Origin of the sequence: Pseudomonas sp. 8209 (assembly GCF_028682105.1) — a bacterium.
Classification (GTDB): Bacteria; Pseudomonadota; Gammaproteobacteria; order Pseudomonadales; family Pseudomonadaceae; genus Aquipseudomonas; species Aquipseudomonas palmensis.
The window spans coordinates 220,811-237,580 of record NZ_JANIAH010000007.1 but is presented as its reverse complement, the minus strand read 5'-3'; the positions used below and the strand labels follow the sequence as shown (position 1 = coordinate 237,580).

General features: G+C 66.4%; 15 protein-coding genes and 1 tRNA gene. 8 read left to right on the top strand and 8 right to left on the bottom strand.

The window, feature by feature from the left end; all coding sequences use genetic code 11:
- Positions 1 to 12: 12 nt before the first annotated feature.
- From NP552_RS17430 to NP552_RS17405, 6 genes are all read right to left on the bottom strand, one after another.
- A complete protein-coding gene (locus NP552_RS17430) occupies positions 13 to 825 on the bottom strand; it encodes an NAD-dependent epimerase/dehydratase family protein (protein WP_043864051.1) in 813 nt (270 codons plus the stop codon).
- Between the two features lie 33 nt (positions 826 to 858).
- Positions 859 to 2,061 (bottom strand): aminotransferase class I/II-fold pyridoxal phosphate-dependent enzyme, encoded by a 1,203-nt coding sequence (locus NP552_RS17425; protein WP_043864052.1) that lies wholly within the window; start codon positions 2,059 to 2,061, stop codon positions 859 to 861.
- A 3-nt stretch (positions 2,062 to 2,064) separates the two neighbouring features.
- The gene (locus NP552_RS17420; protein ID WP_231390778.1) at positions 2,065 to 3,717 is read right to left on the bottom strand and encodes a hydantoinase B/oxoprolinase family protein; all 1,653 of its coding nucleotides are present in this window, start codon (positions 3,715 to 3,717) and stop codon (positions 2,065 to 2,067) included.
- A gap of 40 nt (positions 3,718 to 3,757) precedes the next feature.
- Positions 3,758 to 5,833 carry a hydantoinase/oxoprolinase family protein gene (locus tag NP552_RS17415; protein WP_196932842.1) on the bottom strand — a complete coding sequence of 692 codons (2,076 nt, stop codon included), beginning with the start codon at positions 5,831 to 5,833 and terminating at the stop codon, positions 3,758 to 3,760.
- 160 nt (positions 5,834 to 5,993) lie between these two features.
- Entirely contained in the window at positions 5,994 to 6,752 is a 759-nt protein-coding gene (locus NP552_RS17410) for an SDR family oxidoreductase (protein WP_078481155.1), read from the bottom strand.
- Positions 6,745 to 7,494, bottom strand: coding sequence for an SDR family NAD(P)-dependent oxidoreductase (locus NP552_RS17405; RefSeq protein WP_043864056.1), 750 nt, complete (start codon positions 7,492 to 7,494; stop codon positions 6,745 to 6,747). Before NP552_RS17405 ends, NP552_RS17410 begins: the two co-directional genes overlap by 8 nt.
- Positions 7,495 to 7,591: 97 nt before the next feature.
- Here NP552_RS17405 and NP552_RS17400 point away from each other — a divergent pair, with 97 nt between their 5' ends.
- Together NP552_RS17400 and NP552_RS17395 are read left to right on the top strand one after the other, a co-directional pair.
- A complete protein-coding gene (locus NP552_RS17400; protein WP_054914335.1) occupies positions 7,592 to 8,194 on the top strand; it encodes a TetR/AcrR family transcriptional regulator in 603 nt (200 codons plus the stop codon).
- 5 nt (positions 8,195 to 8,199) lie between these two features.
- Positions 8,200 to 9,429, top strand: a complete 1,230-nt coding sequence (locus tag NP552_RS17395; protein WP_054914334.1) for a DUF3422 domain-containing protein — start codon at positions 8,200 to 8,202, stop codon at positions 9,427 to 9,429.
- Between the two features lie 153 nt (positions 9,430 to 9,582).
- Here NP552_RS17395 and NP552_RS17390 read toward each other — a convergent pair.
- Together NP552_RS17390 and NP552_RS17385 are read right to left on the bottom strand one after the other, a co-directional pair.
- Positions 9,583 to 9,657: transfer RNA gene (locus NP552_RS17390), tRNA-Gln, on the bottom strand.
- Positions 9,658 to 9,781: 124 nt separating this feature from the next.
- Complete coding sequence (locus tag NP552_RS17385; RefSeq protein ID WP_229590272.1) at positions 9,782 to 10,822, bottom strand: GlxA family transcriptional regulator; 1,041 nt, start codon at positions 10,820 to 10,822, stop codon at positions 9,782 to 9,784.
- Positions 10,823 to 10,998: 176 nt separating this feature from the next.
- On the opposite strand from NP552_RS17385, the gene NP552_RS17380 reads away from it, so the two are divergent.
- From NP552_RS17380 to NP552_RS17355, 6 genes are all read left to right on the top strand, one after another.
- A complete protein-coding gene (locus NP552_RS17380; protein ID WP_274096953.1) occupies positions 10,999 to 12,789 on the top strand; it encodes a thiamine pyrophosphate-requiring protein in 1,791 nt (596 codons plus the stop codon).
- Between the two features lie 225 nt (positions 12,790 to 13,014).
- Positions 13,015 to 13,488: a hemerythrin domain-containing protein gene (locus NP552_RS17375; RefSeq protein ID WP_043864060.1), complete on the top strand. Its 474-nt coding sequence runs from the start codon at positions 13,015 to 13,017 to the stop codon at positions 13,486 to 13,488.
- A gap of 185 nt (positions 13,489 to 13,673) precedes the next feature.
- On the top strand, positions 13,674 to 14,255 hold the full coding sequence (locus tag NP552_RS17370) for a hypothetical protein (protein WP_123753133.1): 582 nt from the start codon (positions 13,674 to 13,676) through the stop codon (positions 14,253 to 14,255).
- Complete coding sequence (locus NP552_RS17365) at positions 14,255 to 14,683, top strand: phage holin family protein (protein WP_078481157.1); 429 nt, start codon at positions 14,255 to 14,257, stop codon at positions 14,681 to 14,683. Before NP552_RS17370 ends, NP552_RS17365 begins: the two co-directional genes overlap by 1 nt.
- Positions 14,680 to 15,474 carry a DUF3618 domain-containing protein gene (locus NP552_RS17360; RefSeq protein WP_254999913.1) on the top strand — a complete coding sequence of 265 codons (795 nt, stop codon included), beginning with the start codon at positions 14,680 to 14,682 and terminating at the stop codon, positions 15,472 to 15,474. Before NP552_RS17365 ends, NP552_RS17360 begins: the two co-directional genes overlap by 4 nt.
- 74 nt (positions 15,475 to 15,548) lie before the next feature.
- Complete coding sequence (locus NP552_RS17355; RefSeq protein WP_116053687.1) at positions 15,549 to 16,769, top strand: zinc-dependent alcohol dehydrogenase; 1,221 nt, start codon at positions 15,549 to 15,551, stop codon at positions 16,767 to 16,769.
- Position 16,770: the final 1 nt, after the last annotated feature.

Sequence of the window (16,770 nt, the reverse complement as noted above, 5' to 3'; positions counted from 1 at the left end):
GCTCGGAAAAGGTCATTTCGGGTCTTCGAAGTGGCCGGCGCCGGCGAAGTTGCCGCCGTGGTAGCGCGCTGCCGGCTCGTTCGGGTCCAGCGGCGGGTGCTCGGCCAGGACCTTCTCGCGGTAGTCGTCGGCGCTGTCCCTGGGCACGTAGCCGAGGGAGGACGCCAGGCGGTTGTCCCACAGGGTTTCGCGGTTGTCGGACATGCCGTACACGATCATGTGGCCGACCCGTGGCGCCAGCAGCGAGCGCTCGCACAGCTGCGCGAAGTCGGCGAACGACAGCCAGGTGGCGAGCATGCGCCGGTCCAGCGGCTCGGGGAACGAGGAGCCGATGCGCAGGTTCACCGACTCGATGGCGAACTTGTCCCAGTAGTAGCGGCCCAGGTCCTCGGCAAAGCACTTGCTCACCCCGTACAGGCTGTCGGGGCGGTGCGCTGCGCTGGCGTCGATGGTTTCGGTGCGGTCATAGAAGCCGATGGCGTGGTTGGAACTGGTGTAGATCACGCGCTTGACGCCATGCTGGCGCGCCGCTTCATAGATGTTGTAGGTGCCCACGATGTTGCCGTTGAGGATCGCCGCGAAGGTGTCCTCCACCGGCACGCCGCCGGCATGGATGATGGCATCCACGCCCTCGGCCAGCGGCAGCACATCGGCCAGGTTGCCCAGGTCGCAGCGCACCAGTTCTTCGTGCGGCGCGGCGCTGCCCATGTCGGCGATATCGGTCAGGCGCAGCTCGTCGGCAAAGGCCTGCATGTGCTTGCGCAACACGCTGCCCAGGCGGCCGGCTGCACCGGTGATCAACAAACGTTTGAACGGCTTGCTCATGCTTGAAACCTCGTGAAAGTCGGTTTGTCGTTACTAGGCCAGCGCCGCGAACGCATCGCGCAGCTGCCCCAGGGCCTGCTCCAGCTCCTGGCGCGAGGTGGCGAACGACAGGCGAATGTAGGGTTCGAGGCCAAAGGCCGAGCCCGGCACCGTGGCCACCTTGCCCACCCGCAGCAGGTAGCTGGCAAGGTCGGCGTCGGTTTCGATCACCTGCCCGTCCGGCGTGCGCCTGCCGATGAACGCGGCGCATTGCGGGAAGGCATAGAACGCGCCCTCGGGCATCTGCAGGCTCAGCCCCTCGATGGCCGCCAGGCCCTCGACCACCAGCGCCCCTCGGGCCTGGTACTCGCGATTGGCCTGGCGCACGAAATCCTGCGGGCCATTGAGCGCCGCAGCAGCCGCCAGTTGCGAAATGGTCGACGGGCAGGTGGTGGTCTGCGACTGGGTCTTGTTCATTGCCACGATCAGCTCGCGTGGCCCGGCCGCATAGCCCAGGCGGTAGCCGGTCATGGCGTAGGCCTTGGACACGCCGTTGATCAGCAGGGTGCGCTCGCGCAGGTGCGGGCAGGCGCTGACGAACGACACGAACGGCTGCCTGCCCAGCACGATGTGCTCGTAGATCTCGTCGGAGATCACCAGCACCCGGGGGTGGCGCTCCAGCACGGCGCCCAGGGCCGCGAACTCTTCACGGCTGTAGATGGCCCCGCAGGGGTTGTTCGGCGAGTTCAGCATCAGCCAGCGGGTACGCGGGGTGATGGCGGCCTCAAGGCGCGCGGCATCCAGCTTGAAGCCGTGTTCGGCGCCGCACGGCACCACCTTCGGCACGCCGCCGTTGAGCATCGCCATGTCGGTGTACGACACCCAGTACGGCGCTGGCGTGAGCACTTCATCGCCCTGCTCCAGGGTGGCGAGAAACGCATTGAACAGCAGCTGCTTGGCGCCATTGCCCACGCAGATTTCGTCCAGTGCGTAACGCAGGCCGTTTTCCCGCTCGAACTTGTCGACGATGGCCTGGCGCAGCACCTCCAGGCCATTGGGCGCGGTGTAGTGGTTGTTGCCCTCGAGCATCGCCTGGTGCGCGGCCTCGATCACGTGGGCCGGGGTGTTGAAGTCCGGTTCGCCCAGGCTCAGGTTGATCACCGGCTCGCCCTTGGCCAGCATCTGCTTGGCCAGCACCGATACCGCCATGCTCGGCGAGCTTTTCACCGCCCGCACACGGGCACTCTGAAAGTCCATGGGTCAGCCCTCCTGGCCGGGTTCGAAGGCGTAGTCGTCGCGTGCCTGGCTGGCACTGATGTAGCCAAAGCGCAGGTCGCGCGCCACCTCGTGGCGTGGCCGCTGGCGCGGGTCGCCGTAACCGCCGCCACCCGGCAGGCGCAGCACCAGGCGCCGATCGGCCGGCACGAACTGCTGGCCCTTGCCGCGCAGCAGGGTGCCGTCGTCCAGGCCCACGTAGCCCTGGGCCCCCTCCTTGCCCCCCTCGAGCCCACGCGCCGGGTAATGGATGCGGTCGAACATGGCACTGAAGCGGAAGCTGTAGCCTTCGGCGGCCGACACCTCGATTTCCTGGCCCAGGCCGCCGCGCAGCAGGCCGGCACCGCCAGAGCCTTCGCGCAGTTCCTTGCGCCACACCACCACCGGGCCGGCCTGTTCGGTGGCTTCCACCGGCATGGTGTGCACGCCGCTGGGGAACGCGGTGGCGCTCAGGCCGTCCATGCCGGAGCGCGCGCCCATGCCGCCGCTGTTGAACATCAGCATCTCGGCGTTGCGCCCGGTCGGGTTGCTGTCCAGCGGGCGCACGCTCAGGTGCAGGTTCCACAGTGCGCTGGCGCCCTCGGCCGGCACCTGGCCGGGCAGGCACTTGTGCAGCGCACCCAGCACCAGGTCGGGCACGAAGTGGCCCAGTACATGGCGTACCGATACCGGCGCCGGGTGCTTGGCATTGAGAATGCAGCCTTCGGGCGCAGTGACCGCAAAGGGCTCCAGCGAGGCGCTGTTGTTGGGGATCTCCGGCGCCACGATGCACTTGAGCCCGTAGCAGGCATAGGCCTTGGCGTAGCCCAGCGGCACGTTGATGCCGAACTGGCTCATGCCCGAGGTGCCGCTGAAGTCGGTGAGAATGCCGTCCGGGCCCACCGTCAGGGTCACCGCCAGCGTCACCGGCACGTCGTAGCCGTCCAGGGTCATGCTGTTGTGGTAGGTGCCATGGGGCAGCGACTTGAAGCATTCCAGGGTGGCGCGGCGGCTGTGCTCCAGGATGAACCCGCCGATGTGCTCCAGGTCGTCCAGGGCAAACTCGTCGAGCATGCTCAGCAGGCGTTTGTGCCCGGTCTCGTTGCAGGCCGACAGTGCGTAGAAGTCGCCGACCACGCGGTCGTTCTCGCGCACGTTGTTGCGCAGGATGTTGATCAGGTCGCGGTTCACCTGGCCGCGCTCGAACAGCTTCATGATCGGGATGAACAGGCCTTCCTCGTACACCTCGCGGGCATCCGGGCCGAAACCGCGCCCGCCGATGTCCACCACGTGGGCGGTACTGGCGAAGTAGCCGATCAGCCGGCCCTTGTAGAACGAGGGCGAGACGATGGTGATGTCGTGCAGGTGCCCGGTGCCCTTCCACGGGTCGTTGGTGACGTACACGTCGCCTTCGAAGATGTTGTCCGGGCCGATGTCGTTGATGAAGTGCACCACCGCCTCGGCCATGGTGTTGACGTGGCCGGGGGTGCCGGTAACGGCCTGGGCCAGCATGTTGCCGGCGCGATCGAACACCCCGGCCGAGAGGTCGCCGGCTTCGCGTACGCTGGTGGAGAACGCGGTGCGGATCAGGGTCAGGGCCTGTTCTTCGACCACCGACACCAGGCGGTTCCACATCACCTGCATTTGAATATCGATCATTGTTTCGCTCATGGGTTATCGCCTTCCAAACGAATGCGGCTTAGCGCCGGACGACCAGCAGGCAGCCGTCGGGCTGGACCGTGGCGGTGAACGAGGACGACACGAAGGTCGAGGTTTCGCGCTCGGCGATGATCGCCGGGCCATCGATGCGCGCACCGGCCTGCAGCGCTTCGCGCTGGTAGATGCCGGCATCGACGAAACCGCCGGCGACCACGTCGAACACCTGGCGACGCGCCACTTCGTGGGCGCGGTGCGAGGCCTTGACCTGGCTGGCCAGCGCCACGGGCGGCAAGGGCGAACTGGCCTTGACCGACCAGCTGACGATCTCCACGTCCGGGCCTTCGATCGGGCGGCCGAAGAACACGGTGTAGGCCGCCTCGAACAGCGTCTTGAACTGCGCCGTGTCGCTGTTGCTGAAAGCCTTGAACGGCAGGCTCACGGGGATCTCCCAGCCCTGGCCGACGTAGCGCATGAACGCGGTGCACTCCATCTCCGGCTCGCCCTCGGGCATGCCCTGGCGCAGGAAGCCCAGGGCCTCGGCCTTCATGTCGTCGATCAGTGCATTGACCTGCCCCGCCTCGAACTCGGCCAGGCGCACGAAGGCGCTGCGTACCGCTTCATAGCCGAACGGCGCACGCAGAAAACCGATGGCCGACCCTACCCCGGCACCGGCCGGCACCAGAAAGCGCGACACACCCATCTTTTCGCACAGACGCGCAGCGTGCAGCGGGCCACCGCCACCAAAGGTGATCATGGTGTAGTCGGCAATGTCCTTGCCGCTCTCCACCGCGTGCACCCGGCCGGCGTTGGCCATGTTCTCGTCGACCACTTCGCAGATGCCGAAGGCGGCGGTGCGCGGGTCCATGCCCAGCGGCTGGCCGATCACCCGGTCCACCGCGCCGGCGGCGTTGTCGACCGACAGGCGCAGCGCGCCGCCGGCAAAATTGTCGGCATCCAGGCGGCCCAGCAGCAGGTTGGCATCGGTGATGGTCGGCTCAAGGCCACCGCGGTCATAGCAGGCCGGGCCCGGCTCGGACGCCGCGCTGTGCGGGCCCACACGAATCTGGCGCATGCTGTCGATGCTGGCGATGGAACCGCCGCCGGCGCCGATCTCGACCATCTCCACCACCGGGATGGAAATCGGCATGCCGCTGCCCTTCTTGAAGCGGTAGGTGCGCGCCACTTCGAAGGTCTTGGCGGTCTTGGGCACCTGGTTCTCGATCAGGCAGATCTTGGCCGTGGTGCCGCCCATGTCGAACGACACCACCGCGTCGAGCGCGTATTTGCGCGCAATGTCGGCGGCGAAGATCGCCCCGCCCGCCGGGCCCGACTCCACCAGGCGCACCGGAAACTCGGCGGCGCTCTGCACCGAGATGATGCCGCCGCCGGAATGGATCATGAACACCGGGCAATCGGCGCCGGCGGCCTTGAGGGTGACCACCAGGCGGTCCAGGTACGACTTGATCAGGGGTTTGACGTAGGCGTTGGCGCACACGGTGTTGAAGCGTTCGAACTCGCGCATCTGCGGCGAGACTTCGCTGGAGATCGAAATCGACAGGTGTGGCAGGCGCGCCTGCAGGGCGTCGCGCAACAGGCGCTCGTGGGCACCATTGATGTAGCTGTGGATCAGGCCGATGGCCACGCTCTGGTAGTCGCCCTCGCCGATGCGCTGCACCAGCGCGTCGATATCGGCCTGTTGCGGGGCGATCAGCACGTTGCCGCGTACGTCCAGGCGCTCGCGCAGGGTGTAGCGGTGCTCGCGCTCGATCAGCGGCGGTGGCAGGGCAATGTTGATGTCGTACTGCTCGAAGCGGTTTTCGGTGCGCATCTCCAGCGTGTCGCGAAAACCTTCGGTGGTGATGAACGCAGTGCGGGCGCCGCGGCGCTCGATCAGGGCGTTGGTGGCCAGGGTGGTGCCGTGGATCAGCTGCTCGATATCCGACAGCTTCAGGCCTGCCGCGTCGACGACCGCCTGCACACCCGTGAGGATCGCACGCTCGGGCAATGCGTAGTCCGTCAGAATCTTGGTCGAGTGCAACACCCCGCCGACATCCAGCGCGATATCCGTAAAGGTCCCACCTATGTCCACGCCGACTCGGCATGCTGTAGCAGTCATCGTCGTTCCCCTGAATTCTTGTGCTTGTCACACCCGACTGGTTGGCGGGTTTAATGTAAGTTATATGTTGTCTTACAGGTGGTCAAGCACTAACACCACGCTTTTCCACCCTCGCCCGGGCTGGCGTGCCGATGCGCCGTGCGCACCGGCACCGCCTGCCTCAGCCGAGCGTCTTGACCATCCGCGCGCCGCCCACGGCCTGGGCCGTGGGGAACACCTCCAGACGCGAAACGTCCACCTGCTCGGGCAGGCGCAAGGCCGCCAGCAGCAGCTGGGCGATGTCCTCGGGCATGATCGAGGCGTAGCCGTCATACAGCTCGCTGCCCGCGGCCTGCATGCCCATGGCGGTGCGGTACAGCTGGGTCTGCACGCGACCCGGGGCGATTTCGGTCACCCGCACCCCGCTGCCCAGCAGGTCGCAGCGCAGCGCGTCGCAGAACAGGCTGATGCCGGCCTTCGACGAACCATACACCGCCGCCCCGGGGTGCGGCGCACGCCCGGCACTCGAGCCGATGAAAAACAGGTGGCCATGGCCGCGCTGCACCATGCCCGGCAGCACCTGACGGGTCAGGTGCAGGGGCGCCTTGAGGTTGATGTCGAGCATGGTGTCGATCTCGGCCGGGTCCATGTCCTGGAACGCGGCGCGGCTCGACAGCACCCCGGCATTGTTGACCAACACGTCCACCGGGTACTGGCTCAGCACCTGGGCAAAGGCGTCGGCCTGGCGCACGTCGGCCTCCACCGTCACCACGCCCTGCTCCTGGCCCAACGCCTGCAGCGCCTCACGGCTGCGGCCCACGGCAATCACCTGCAGGCCGGCATCGCGCAGGGCCAGCACGATGGCCTTGCCGATGCCGCTGGTGGCACCGGTCACCAGTGCACAGCGGTAGGACGCCGGTAATGCGGCTGCTTCAGGCATAGATATAACCCCCGCTGACAATCACGTTCTCACCCGTGGCATAGCTGTTGCGGCTGCTGCCCATCATCACGATCCATTCGGCGATCTCTGCAGGTTCCGCCGCGCGGCCCAGCGGGTTGGCGGCGGCCAGCTCGCCGAGAAAACCCAGCTGGCGAGCGCGCTCGGTGGCAAAGCCGGCCGGCGCCACCGAGTTGACCAGGATCTGGTCCTTGGCACAGGCCTGGGCGAAGGATTTGGTCAGGCTCACCACCGCCGCCTTGGTGGCGGCATAGTGGGCGTTCTGCGGGTGCGCCTTGAAGGCGTCCACCGAGGTCACGTTGACGATGCGCCCGGTCACCTGCGGCGCCGCGACGAAGCCCTGCATGTGGCGCACGGCGGCGACCATCATGTGGTAGGTGCCCTTGATGTTGACCGCGTTTTCCAGGTCCCACTCTTCGTCGGTGATCTCGAAGATGTCCTGGCGCGGGTAGATCGCCGCGCTGTTGACCAGGCAGTGCACCCGCCCCAGTGCCTCAACGACCTGCCCGAAGGCTGCATGGGCGCTGGCCTGGCGCGAAATGTCCGCCGCCGCCGTGGCCACCTCGCAATCCAGGGCGCGCAAGGTGCTTGCCGCCTCGGCCATCAACTGCTCATTGCGATCGATCAAGCCGATTTTCCGTGCCCCACGCTTGACCATCAACCTTGCGGTCTCCAGGCCCAAACCCGAAGCCCCGCCAACGATTACGACCGTCTGACCTTCCATAACCACCTCCGCGCATTAGTCTTTACGTAAGATGCCTGTTGTCTTACATTTGGTCAAACCGAATTTGCCCCGCTCGATGCCCTTACAGGACTGCGCCATGCCCGCTGCCGCTACTGCCTGCTCGCCCCGGGACCGCCTGCTCGACGCGGCCACCGAACTGTTCGCCACCCGCGGCTACCAGGCCATCGGCCTGCGCGACCTGGCCAGCCATCTGGGCCTGCGTGCCGGCTCGCTGTACCACCACATCGAGAACAAGCAGTGCCTGTTGTTCGAGCTGATCGAGTCGACCCTGGCCGACCTGGTGTTCGACACAAAACGCTGCATGAAAGGCGCCAGAACCCCCGAAGAACGCCTGCAGCGCTTCGTCCAGGCGTTTGTGCGGTTCAACCTGGCGCACGCCCATCGCGTGCAATTGGTGACTCGCGAGTACGTCAACCTGTCCCACGAACAGCAGTTGCAGATCGACGCGCTCAACCGCAGCCATGCGTCGATCCTGAGCGGCATCATTGCTAGCGAGTGTGCACGCGACGGGCGCCAGGGAGGCGCGATCGGCCTCGTCACCCATGCCGTCATCGGCATGCTGTACGGGCACGCGCAGTGGCGCGGGGTGCAGGTCAGCGAACAGGGCCTGACCCAGGCCCTGATCACCTTCGTCACGGGCATCATCGAAAGCGCCAAGAACAATTCCAACATGGCCTGATCTACATGCACCCACAGCGCAAGACCTTGCACAACGAGCTGCACGCCCGCCCCTCGCTGTACTTCGACGAGCCCGCCCACGTCTACCACCTGGCCTTTCTCAGCGACGACGCACGTTGCGAGGCGCTGCTGCAGCAGTGCTGCCCGGAGCCGGTGAGCCCCGGCGCCGTGCAGGGCATCACCCGACTGCAAGGCCACGCCCTGAAATGGGAACGGCACGCCGAGTTCGTCACCCTCACCCTGGTGGTCACCACCACCGAGCAGACGCCGGCCTGGCAGCCCCTGCCCGCGCTGCTGATGGACAGGGTCGATGCCTTTTTGCCCTACCTGATCAATGCCGTGCAGATCATGGTGCACAACGACGCGGCATTTGCAGGCGAGCTGTCGCGCTACGGTTTCAAGGACCCGTGCGGCTCGTGCATTGGCGGGGGCGATGCGCGGGTATGGAGCGATTTTCGCCTGGGCGAGGACGGCACCAACCGCTTCCTGTTCGTCAACAGGCGCCTCAATGCCTACCGCCAGGGCCGCATGATCCGGCGCCTGCTGGAGATCGAGACCTACCGCATGATGGCCTCGCTGTCGCTGGACACCGCCAAGGCCCTGAGCGTGGAGCTCAATGCCTACGACAGAACCCTGGTGAGCCTGTCCGAGCGCAACGCCGACCCGCAGCCGGGCAACGCCAAGGCACTGCTGGGCGACATTGCCGGGCTGTCGGCGCAGATGGTGCGCAGCGCCGCGAAGACCCGCCACCGCTTCAGCGCCACCCAGGCCTATGCGCAACTGGTGTTCGAGCGCCTGGGCGAGCTGCGCGAAAGCCACCTGGGCGATTGCCAGCGGTTGGGTATCTTCATCGAACGGCGCTTCAAGCCCACGGTGCGCTACTGCGCCGTGACCGAACAGCGCCTGGACCAGCTGGCCAAGAGCGTGGCCAACCTGGGCGACCTGCTGCAGGCACGGGTGCAGGTGGAAATGGAGGAGCAGAACGCGGAGATCCTCAAGAGCCTGAGCACCCGCGCCGATACCCAGATCAAGATCCAGCGTGCAGTGGAAGGGTTGTCGATCATCGCCATCACCTACTACCTGCTCAACCTGTTCAAGCTGATCTATTCAGGCCTGACGGTGATGGGGCTGCAGGTCAGCGCACGGGACGCACTGCTGGGCATGGCGCCGCTGGCCATCGGCGTGCTGGGGTTGATTCTGGTGCGGGTGCGCAAGGTCAAGCACAACGATCACTAGCCCTGCGGCCAGCGTTTGAACCTGCGTTGCTTAAACCGAGCGCCATGGCCTGCAGCCTTGGCGCCGCTGGCCCGGCAGCGAAACGCAGCACGAACGGAAGCCGATCGCAATCAAGCAGCTTTTGATAGTTGGGGAAGGTTGATACGAGAAAAATGGCAGGGGCGGCTGGATTCGAACCAACGCATGGCAGGATCAAAACCTGCTGCCTTACCGCTTGGCGACGCCCCTGTGATGCAACTGGAAGCCCATGAAAGGCCTCGGCAGGAATGAGCGGAAATGTACCAACTTTCGCTTCGCCAGGGAAGCCCCCAACGATAAAAAATAACGAAAAAACAGGTGGTTACCGCATGGCTTACGGCATGTCCGGCTTTTGCGGCCCGTTCACGCAGCCAAATCGCGTCTCCTTCGACGGGCCGTACCCATAAAAAGAGGTGTAGCACTTGCTGAAATGGCTGGGCGAAACAAAGCCGCACGCCAGGGCCACATCGATCAACGCCAGGTCCGAGTGCTGCAACAACCGGCGACTCTCGGTAATGCGCAACTCCAGGTAGTAACGGACCGGCGTAGTCCCCAGCTGCGACTGGAACAGCCGCTCGATCTGACGCCGGGACAACCCCACATACTGCGCCAACTGCACCTGGCTCAGCGGCTCTTCGAGGTTGGCCCCCATCAGCTTGATCGCCTCGCGCAGCGGCGCACTCATGTTCTGGTGCACGGTCGGCTGCACCCGGCGAAAGCGCGAGGCCTCGTAGGCCAGGATATCGACCACGGCATCCACCAGGCCACGCCCATGACGCTGGCCGATCCATTCCAGCACCATGTTGAACGCCCCCGCCGGGCTGCCCGCCGTCAGGCGGTCTCGGTCCACCGTGTAGCTCTCCCCTGTCACCTGGCTATGCCTGGCCAGCTCGGCCAGCGCCGCACGGTTCTCCGGGTGCACCGCACACTGGTAGCCATCGAGCAGGCCGGCCTGGGCCAGAAACCAGGCACCATTCCACAGCCCCGCCAACGCCACCCCCGCCTGCGCAGCCCGTTGCAGCAACAGCGCCAGCTCCGGCAGCGGGCGCAGCACGGTGCGCAGGCCACCGCACACCACCAGCAGGTCCAGGCCTTCGAGCGTCTTCAAACCCAGCGGGGCATCCGGGCAGATCACCAGCCCCAGGTCGCTGACCACCGAGGCACCGTCAAGGCTGAAGGTGGTGGTGGCGAAGGCATCGGCCTGGATAAGGTTGGCGGTGACCAGGGTATCGAGCGCCTGGGTGAAGGCCGGCAACGAAAAATGTTCGAGCAGCACAAAGCCCACCCGCGCCCGGGGCCCGCTGCCGTGACCCTGCCCGCCTACAAAACGCAGGTTCGAGCCCTGCAGGGCACCGCTGAACTGCCGCCGTTGCACCACGTTCTGCCTCTTCTGGTTGTTCTGGTAAAGCGTGCAGAGCACGCCGGGTGGCACGGCAATATGCCTTCAAATGCCCCCGCCGCGATAGTCGTCGCCACGCTCGACAGTTGAAACTTTCTGCGCGCGCGCCCGGTCCAGACCTCTGACTATCACTTGTAAACGTGAGGGATCGAATGACGACGACAGTGGGCGACTTCCTGGTTGAGCGGCTGTATCAATGGGGCGTGCGACGTATCTACGGCTACCCTGGCGATGGCATCAACGGCGTGTTCGGCGCGCTCGACCGGGCCCGGGGCAAGATCGAATTCATCCAGGCGCGGCACGAGGAAATGGCCGCGTTCATGGCCGCAGCCCATGCCAAGTTCACCGGCGAGCTGGGGGTATGCATCGCCACCTCCGGCCCCGGCGCCTCGCACCTGCTCACCGGCCTCTACGATGCGCGCATGGACCACATGCCGGTGCTCGCCATCGTCGGCCAGCAGGCCCGCACCGCGCTGGGCGGCCATTACCAGCAGGAACTGGACCTGTTGTCGATGTTCAAGGACGTGGCCGGCGCCTTCGTGCAGCAGGCCTCCGAACCCTCCCAGGTACGCCACCTGATCGACCGTGCCGTGCGCACGGCGGTGGGCGAGCGCCGCGTCACGGCGGTGATCCTGCCCAACGACCTGCAGGACCTGCCCTATAAAGAACCCGCCCGCGCCCACGGCACCCTGCATTCGGGCGTCGGCTACAGCAAGCCCAGGGTGGTGCCCTACGAGGCCGACCTGCAGCGCGCCGCCGACATCCTCAATGCGGGCAAGAAGGTCGCCGTGCTGGTTGGTGCGGGCGCGCTGAACGCCACCGACGAGGTCATCGCCGTGGCCGAAAAACTCGGCGCCGGCGTGGCCAAGGCGCTGCTGGGCAAGGCCGCCCTGCCCGACGAACTGCCCTGGGTCACCGGCGCCATCGGCCTGCTCGGCACCGAGCCCAGCTACAAGCTGATGCAGGAGTGCGACACCCTGCTGATGATCGGCTCGGGCTTCCCCTACGCCGAGTTTCTGCCCAAGGAGGGCCAGGCCCGCGCGGTGCAGATCGACATCCAGCCCGACATGCTCAGCCTGCGCTACCCGATGGAGGTCAACCTGGTGGGCGATGCGGCCGAAACCCTGAGCGCCCTGCTGCCGCTGCTCGACAGCAAGACCAGCCGCAGCTGGCGCAAGAAGGTCGAAGGCTGGCGCGCCCGCTGGGACAAGACCCTGGAAAAACGCGCACTGGTCAGCGCCAACCCGATCAACCCGCAGCGGGTGGTGCACGAGCTGTCCCCTCGGCTGCCCGACCAGGCCATCATCACCAGCGACTCGGGTTCGTGCGCCAACTGGTACGCCCGCGACCTGAAGATCCGCCGCGGCATGCAGTGCTCGCTGTCCGGCGGCCTGGCCTCGATGGGTGCGGCCGTGCCCTACGCCATCGCGGCCAAGTTCGCCCACCCCGAGCGCCCGGTGATCGCGCTGGTGGGCGACGGCGCCATGCAGATGAACAACATGGCCGAGCTGATCACCGTGGCCAAGTACTGGCGTCAGTGGCAGACCCCGAACTGGATCTGCGCGGTGTTCAACAACGAGGACCTCAACCAGGTCACCTGGGAGCAGCGGGTAATGGAGGGCGACCCCAAGTTCGAGGCGTCGCAGAACATTCCCGACGTGCCCTACCACCTGTTTGCCATCTCCATCGGGCTCAAGGGCATTTTCGTCGAGCGTGAAGATGACGTTGCCGCCGCCTGGGAGCAGGCCCTGGCCAGCGACTGCCCGGTGCTGATCGAGTTCAAGACCGACCCCAACGTGGCGCCCCTGCCGCCGCACATCACCGTGCAACAGGCGAAGAACTTCGCCACCACCCTGCTCAAGGGCGACCCCGACGAAGCCGGCGTGATCACCCAGACCGCCAAGCAGGTGCTCAGCGCGGTGCTGCCCAAGCGCAAGCGCTGATTGCATGCCCACGCCACTTCGCTGAGGCGGCGTGGGCGTGGGCAGTGTGCCTTCATCCAAACTGCATGATCCGGTGGCCGTTTCGGGCAATTTGCAAGCCTGACGCTGCCCATGCGCTGGCGACGCCGTTGATTCAACGAGGTTTTTCCAGCGGTGCAGGCTGGCATCGTTGATGCAACGACTACCGAGGCGAACACGCCACCGTACCCGCCACCGGAGATCACCATGAATGCCATTGAACTGCTCGAAGCCGATCACAAGCGCGTAAAGGCCCTGTTGGCAAAACTGAGCGCATCCACCGAGCGCGGCGTCAAGACGCGCACCCAGCTGCTTGCCGAACTGGAGATGGAAATCACCGTGCACACCGAGATCGAGGAGCAGATCCTCTACCCGGCGTTCAAGCAGGCCGGCGGCAAGGAACAGGACGTGATGTACTACGAGGCCAAGGAAGAGCACCGCACCGTCGACTCCCTGGTGCTGCCCGACCTCAAGACCACCGACCCGTCGACCCCGGAGTTCACCGGCCGCGTGAAGGTGGTGAAGGAGCTGCTCGAACACCATATCGAGGAAGAAGAGTCCGAGATGTTCCCGCAGGCCCGCAAGCTGCTGAAAAAGGCCGAACTCGAGGCCCTTGGCGAACAGATGCAGGCGTTCAAGGCCAACTACATGAAGGCCCTCAAGAATACCACCAGCCACTGACCCCTTCCCCAGGCCCGCCGCCGGGCGGGCCCGTCCCACCTTTGGTCGTGCCCTTGGCAGTCACCTGTCACTTGCCTTGAACTCTGCCGCCACGTCCATCGTCATCCGCCTGAGAGTCCGTAAAACAGTGCTTGGCAATCAGCGCAGTGTGCCCGGCGTTTATCCGAACGTAAGGGAGAACCACAATGAACGGGACTGATCAGTCGGCCCACGGCGACGCCTCGCAGTCGCCCCAGGGCACCCCGCAGGAACACCTGCACACCCTGGCCGAAGACGCCGGGGCATTGCTCGACGACGCCAGGGAACACGGCGCCAGACAGTACGAGCAGTATCGCGACCTGGCCGCCGAACAACTCGACTCGCTGGTCGAAGGCGCCCAGTCGGCAGCCTCGGCCCTTGAAGGCAAGGATTCCCTCGGGCTGGCCCAGTACATGGCGCAACTGGCCAGCGGGCTGGGCAATTTTGCCGACCAGGTCCGCGACAACAGCATCGAGGACCTGGTGCACAAGGGCGCGCAACTGGCCCGCGACAACCCCACGCTGTTCCTGGCCGGCAGCGTCGCCATCGGCTTTGGCCTGTCGCGCTTTCTGCGCGCCAGCAGCAGCCACCCGACCGCGTCGGGCACCCCCACGCAGGCCTACGGCGCCAGCGCGCCCTACCAGAGCTCGGTACCGCCGCTGCGCGACAACCCCGTGCCCGCCGACCCGCTGGGCCGCACCCTGGCCGATGGCCCCAACACCCAGGACAGCTTCAAGGGAGGTGTGTGATGGAACGCGACCCACTCGATACCCTGCCCCCCGCGCCACCGGGCGAGCACGACAACACCAGCATCGGCAGCCTGCTGCGCCAGCTCACCCGTGAAGTGCCCGAGCTGTTCACCAAGGAGCTGGCACTGGCCAAGGCCGAACTGCAACGCAGCCTGACCACCCTCAAGGCCGGTACAGCCGCCGTGGCCGGCGGCGCCATGGTGCTGCTGGCGGGCCTGATCATCCTGCTGATGGCGGCGGTGTACGGCCTGGCCTACGTGGTCGCGCCCTGGCTGGCGGCGCTGATCGTGGGCGCGGTGACCCTGGTCATCGGCTTCATGATGCTGCAGGCCGGCAAGAAGCAGTTCGACCCGTCCAACCTCACCCCTGACCGCACCCTGCATGCCCTGCAACAGGACAAGGACGCACTGAAGAGGAAAGTCTCATGAGCACCTCATTCGAAGCCGAATCGCACAAGAGCCCGGAAACCCTGGAGCAGGAGATCGACGCCAAACGCGCCAGCATCAGCCACCTGGTGGACTCGCTGGAACACCGCCTCACCCCCGGCCAGTTGATCGACCAGGGCATGGCGTACTTCAAGGGCAACGGCGGCGAGTTCTTCCAGAACCTGGGCACCACCCTGAAGCACAACCCGGTGCCCACCGTGCTCACCGGCGTGGGCCTGGCGTGGCTGGCGCTGAACCAGAACCGCCCCTTCTCACCCGGCTCGCCGACCTTTGGCGGCAGCGGCCTGGCCGACACGCTGGGCGACGCTGCCAGCGGCATCAAGGGCGCCATGGCCCAGGCCGGCGAGCACCTGCACCACGCCTCGGACGTGGCCCACGACAAGGCGCGCGACGCCGGCGACAGCCTGGGCAGCTCGGCCGACAAGGTGCGCCAGGCCGCGCACCACGCCAGCGACCGGGTGCAGGCCCAGGCCGCGCAGCTCAAGGGCCAGTTCGACCACCTGCTCAAGGACCAGCCGCTGGTGCTGGCCGCGATCGGCATCGCCCTCGGCGCGGCCCTGGGCGCGGCATTGCCCGGCACGCGCAAGGAGGACGAACTGATGGGCGAAACCCGCGATGCCCTGGCCGACAAGGTGACCCGCACCGGCAAGGCGCTGTACGCCGACGCCACCCAGGCCGTGCACAACGCCGACGCCAGCGCGCCGGCAGCTGCCGCGCAGGCCCCCCGCGAGGGGCCTGCCGACCTGTCCGACGGGCTGGGCTTCAGGCCCTGAGTGTCGCCCCGGCGCCCTGCGCGCCGGGGCGCGCCCCTCTGTGTTGCACCTACCTACGCGAAGCTGGAGAGACCATGAGAGCACTCACCTACCACGGCGCCCACGACGTCAGGGTCGATACCGTTACCGACCCCATTCTGGAAGAACCCGACGACCTGATCCTGCGGGTGACCGCCACCGCCATCTGCGGCTCGGACCTGCACCTGTACCGCGGCAAGATCCCGGCGGTCGAAGACGGCGATATCTTCGGTCACGAGTTCATGGGCGTGGTCGAGGAAGTCGGCACCGGGGTGACCGCGGTGCAGCCGGGCGATCGCGTGGTGATCCCGTTCGTGATTGCCTGCGGCAGCTGTTTCTTCTGCCAGCAGGACCTGTTCGCCGCGTGCGAGACCACCAATACCGGGCGCGGCGCGATCCTCAACAAGAAGCTCATCCCCTCTGGCGCAGCGCTGTTCGGCTACAGCCACCTGTACGGTGGCGTACCCGGCGGCCAGGCCGAGTACGTGCGCGTACCCAAGGCCAACACCGGTCCGTTCCGCGTGCCGGGCACGCTGAGCGACGAGAAGGTGCTGTTTCTGTCCGACATCCTGCCCACGGCCTTCCAGGCGGTGAAGAACACCGAGATCGGCCAGGGTTCGAGCCTCGCCATCTACGGCGCGGGGCCGGTCGGGCTGCTGTGCGCGGCGGTGGCGCGGATGCTCGGCGCCGAACGCATCTTCATGGTCGACCACCACCCCTACCGGCTGGCCTATGCGCAGCAGGCGTATGGCGTGATCCCGATCAATTTCGACGATGACGACGACCCGGCCGATACCATCATCCGCCAGACCCCGGGCATGCGCGGGGTAGATGGTGTGGTCGATGCGGTGGGCTTCGAGGCCAAGGGCAGCACCACCGAAACCGTGCTGGCCGCGCTCAAGCTCGAGGGCAGCAGCGGCAAGGCCTTGCGCCAGTGCATCGCGGCAGCCCGGCGCGGCGGTGTGGTCAGTGTGCCGGGGGTGTATTCGGGGTTCATCCACGGCTTCCTGTTCGGCGATGCGTTCGACAAGGGCCTGACCTTTCGCATGGGCCAGACCCACGTGCAGCGCTACCTGCCGGAACTGCTGGGCTACATCGAAACCGGCGCGCTCACGCCGGAAACCATCATCACCCACCGCCTGTCGCTGGAGCAGGCGGCCGAGGGCTACAGGATCTTCGACAAGAAGGAGCAGGAGTGCCGCAAGGTCATCCTCACGCCTGGCGACAGCAGCATCGAGTTGCCGATGGCCATCGTCGACGACGGCGTGGTGGCCTGAG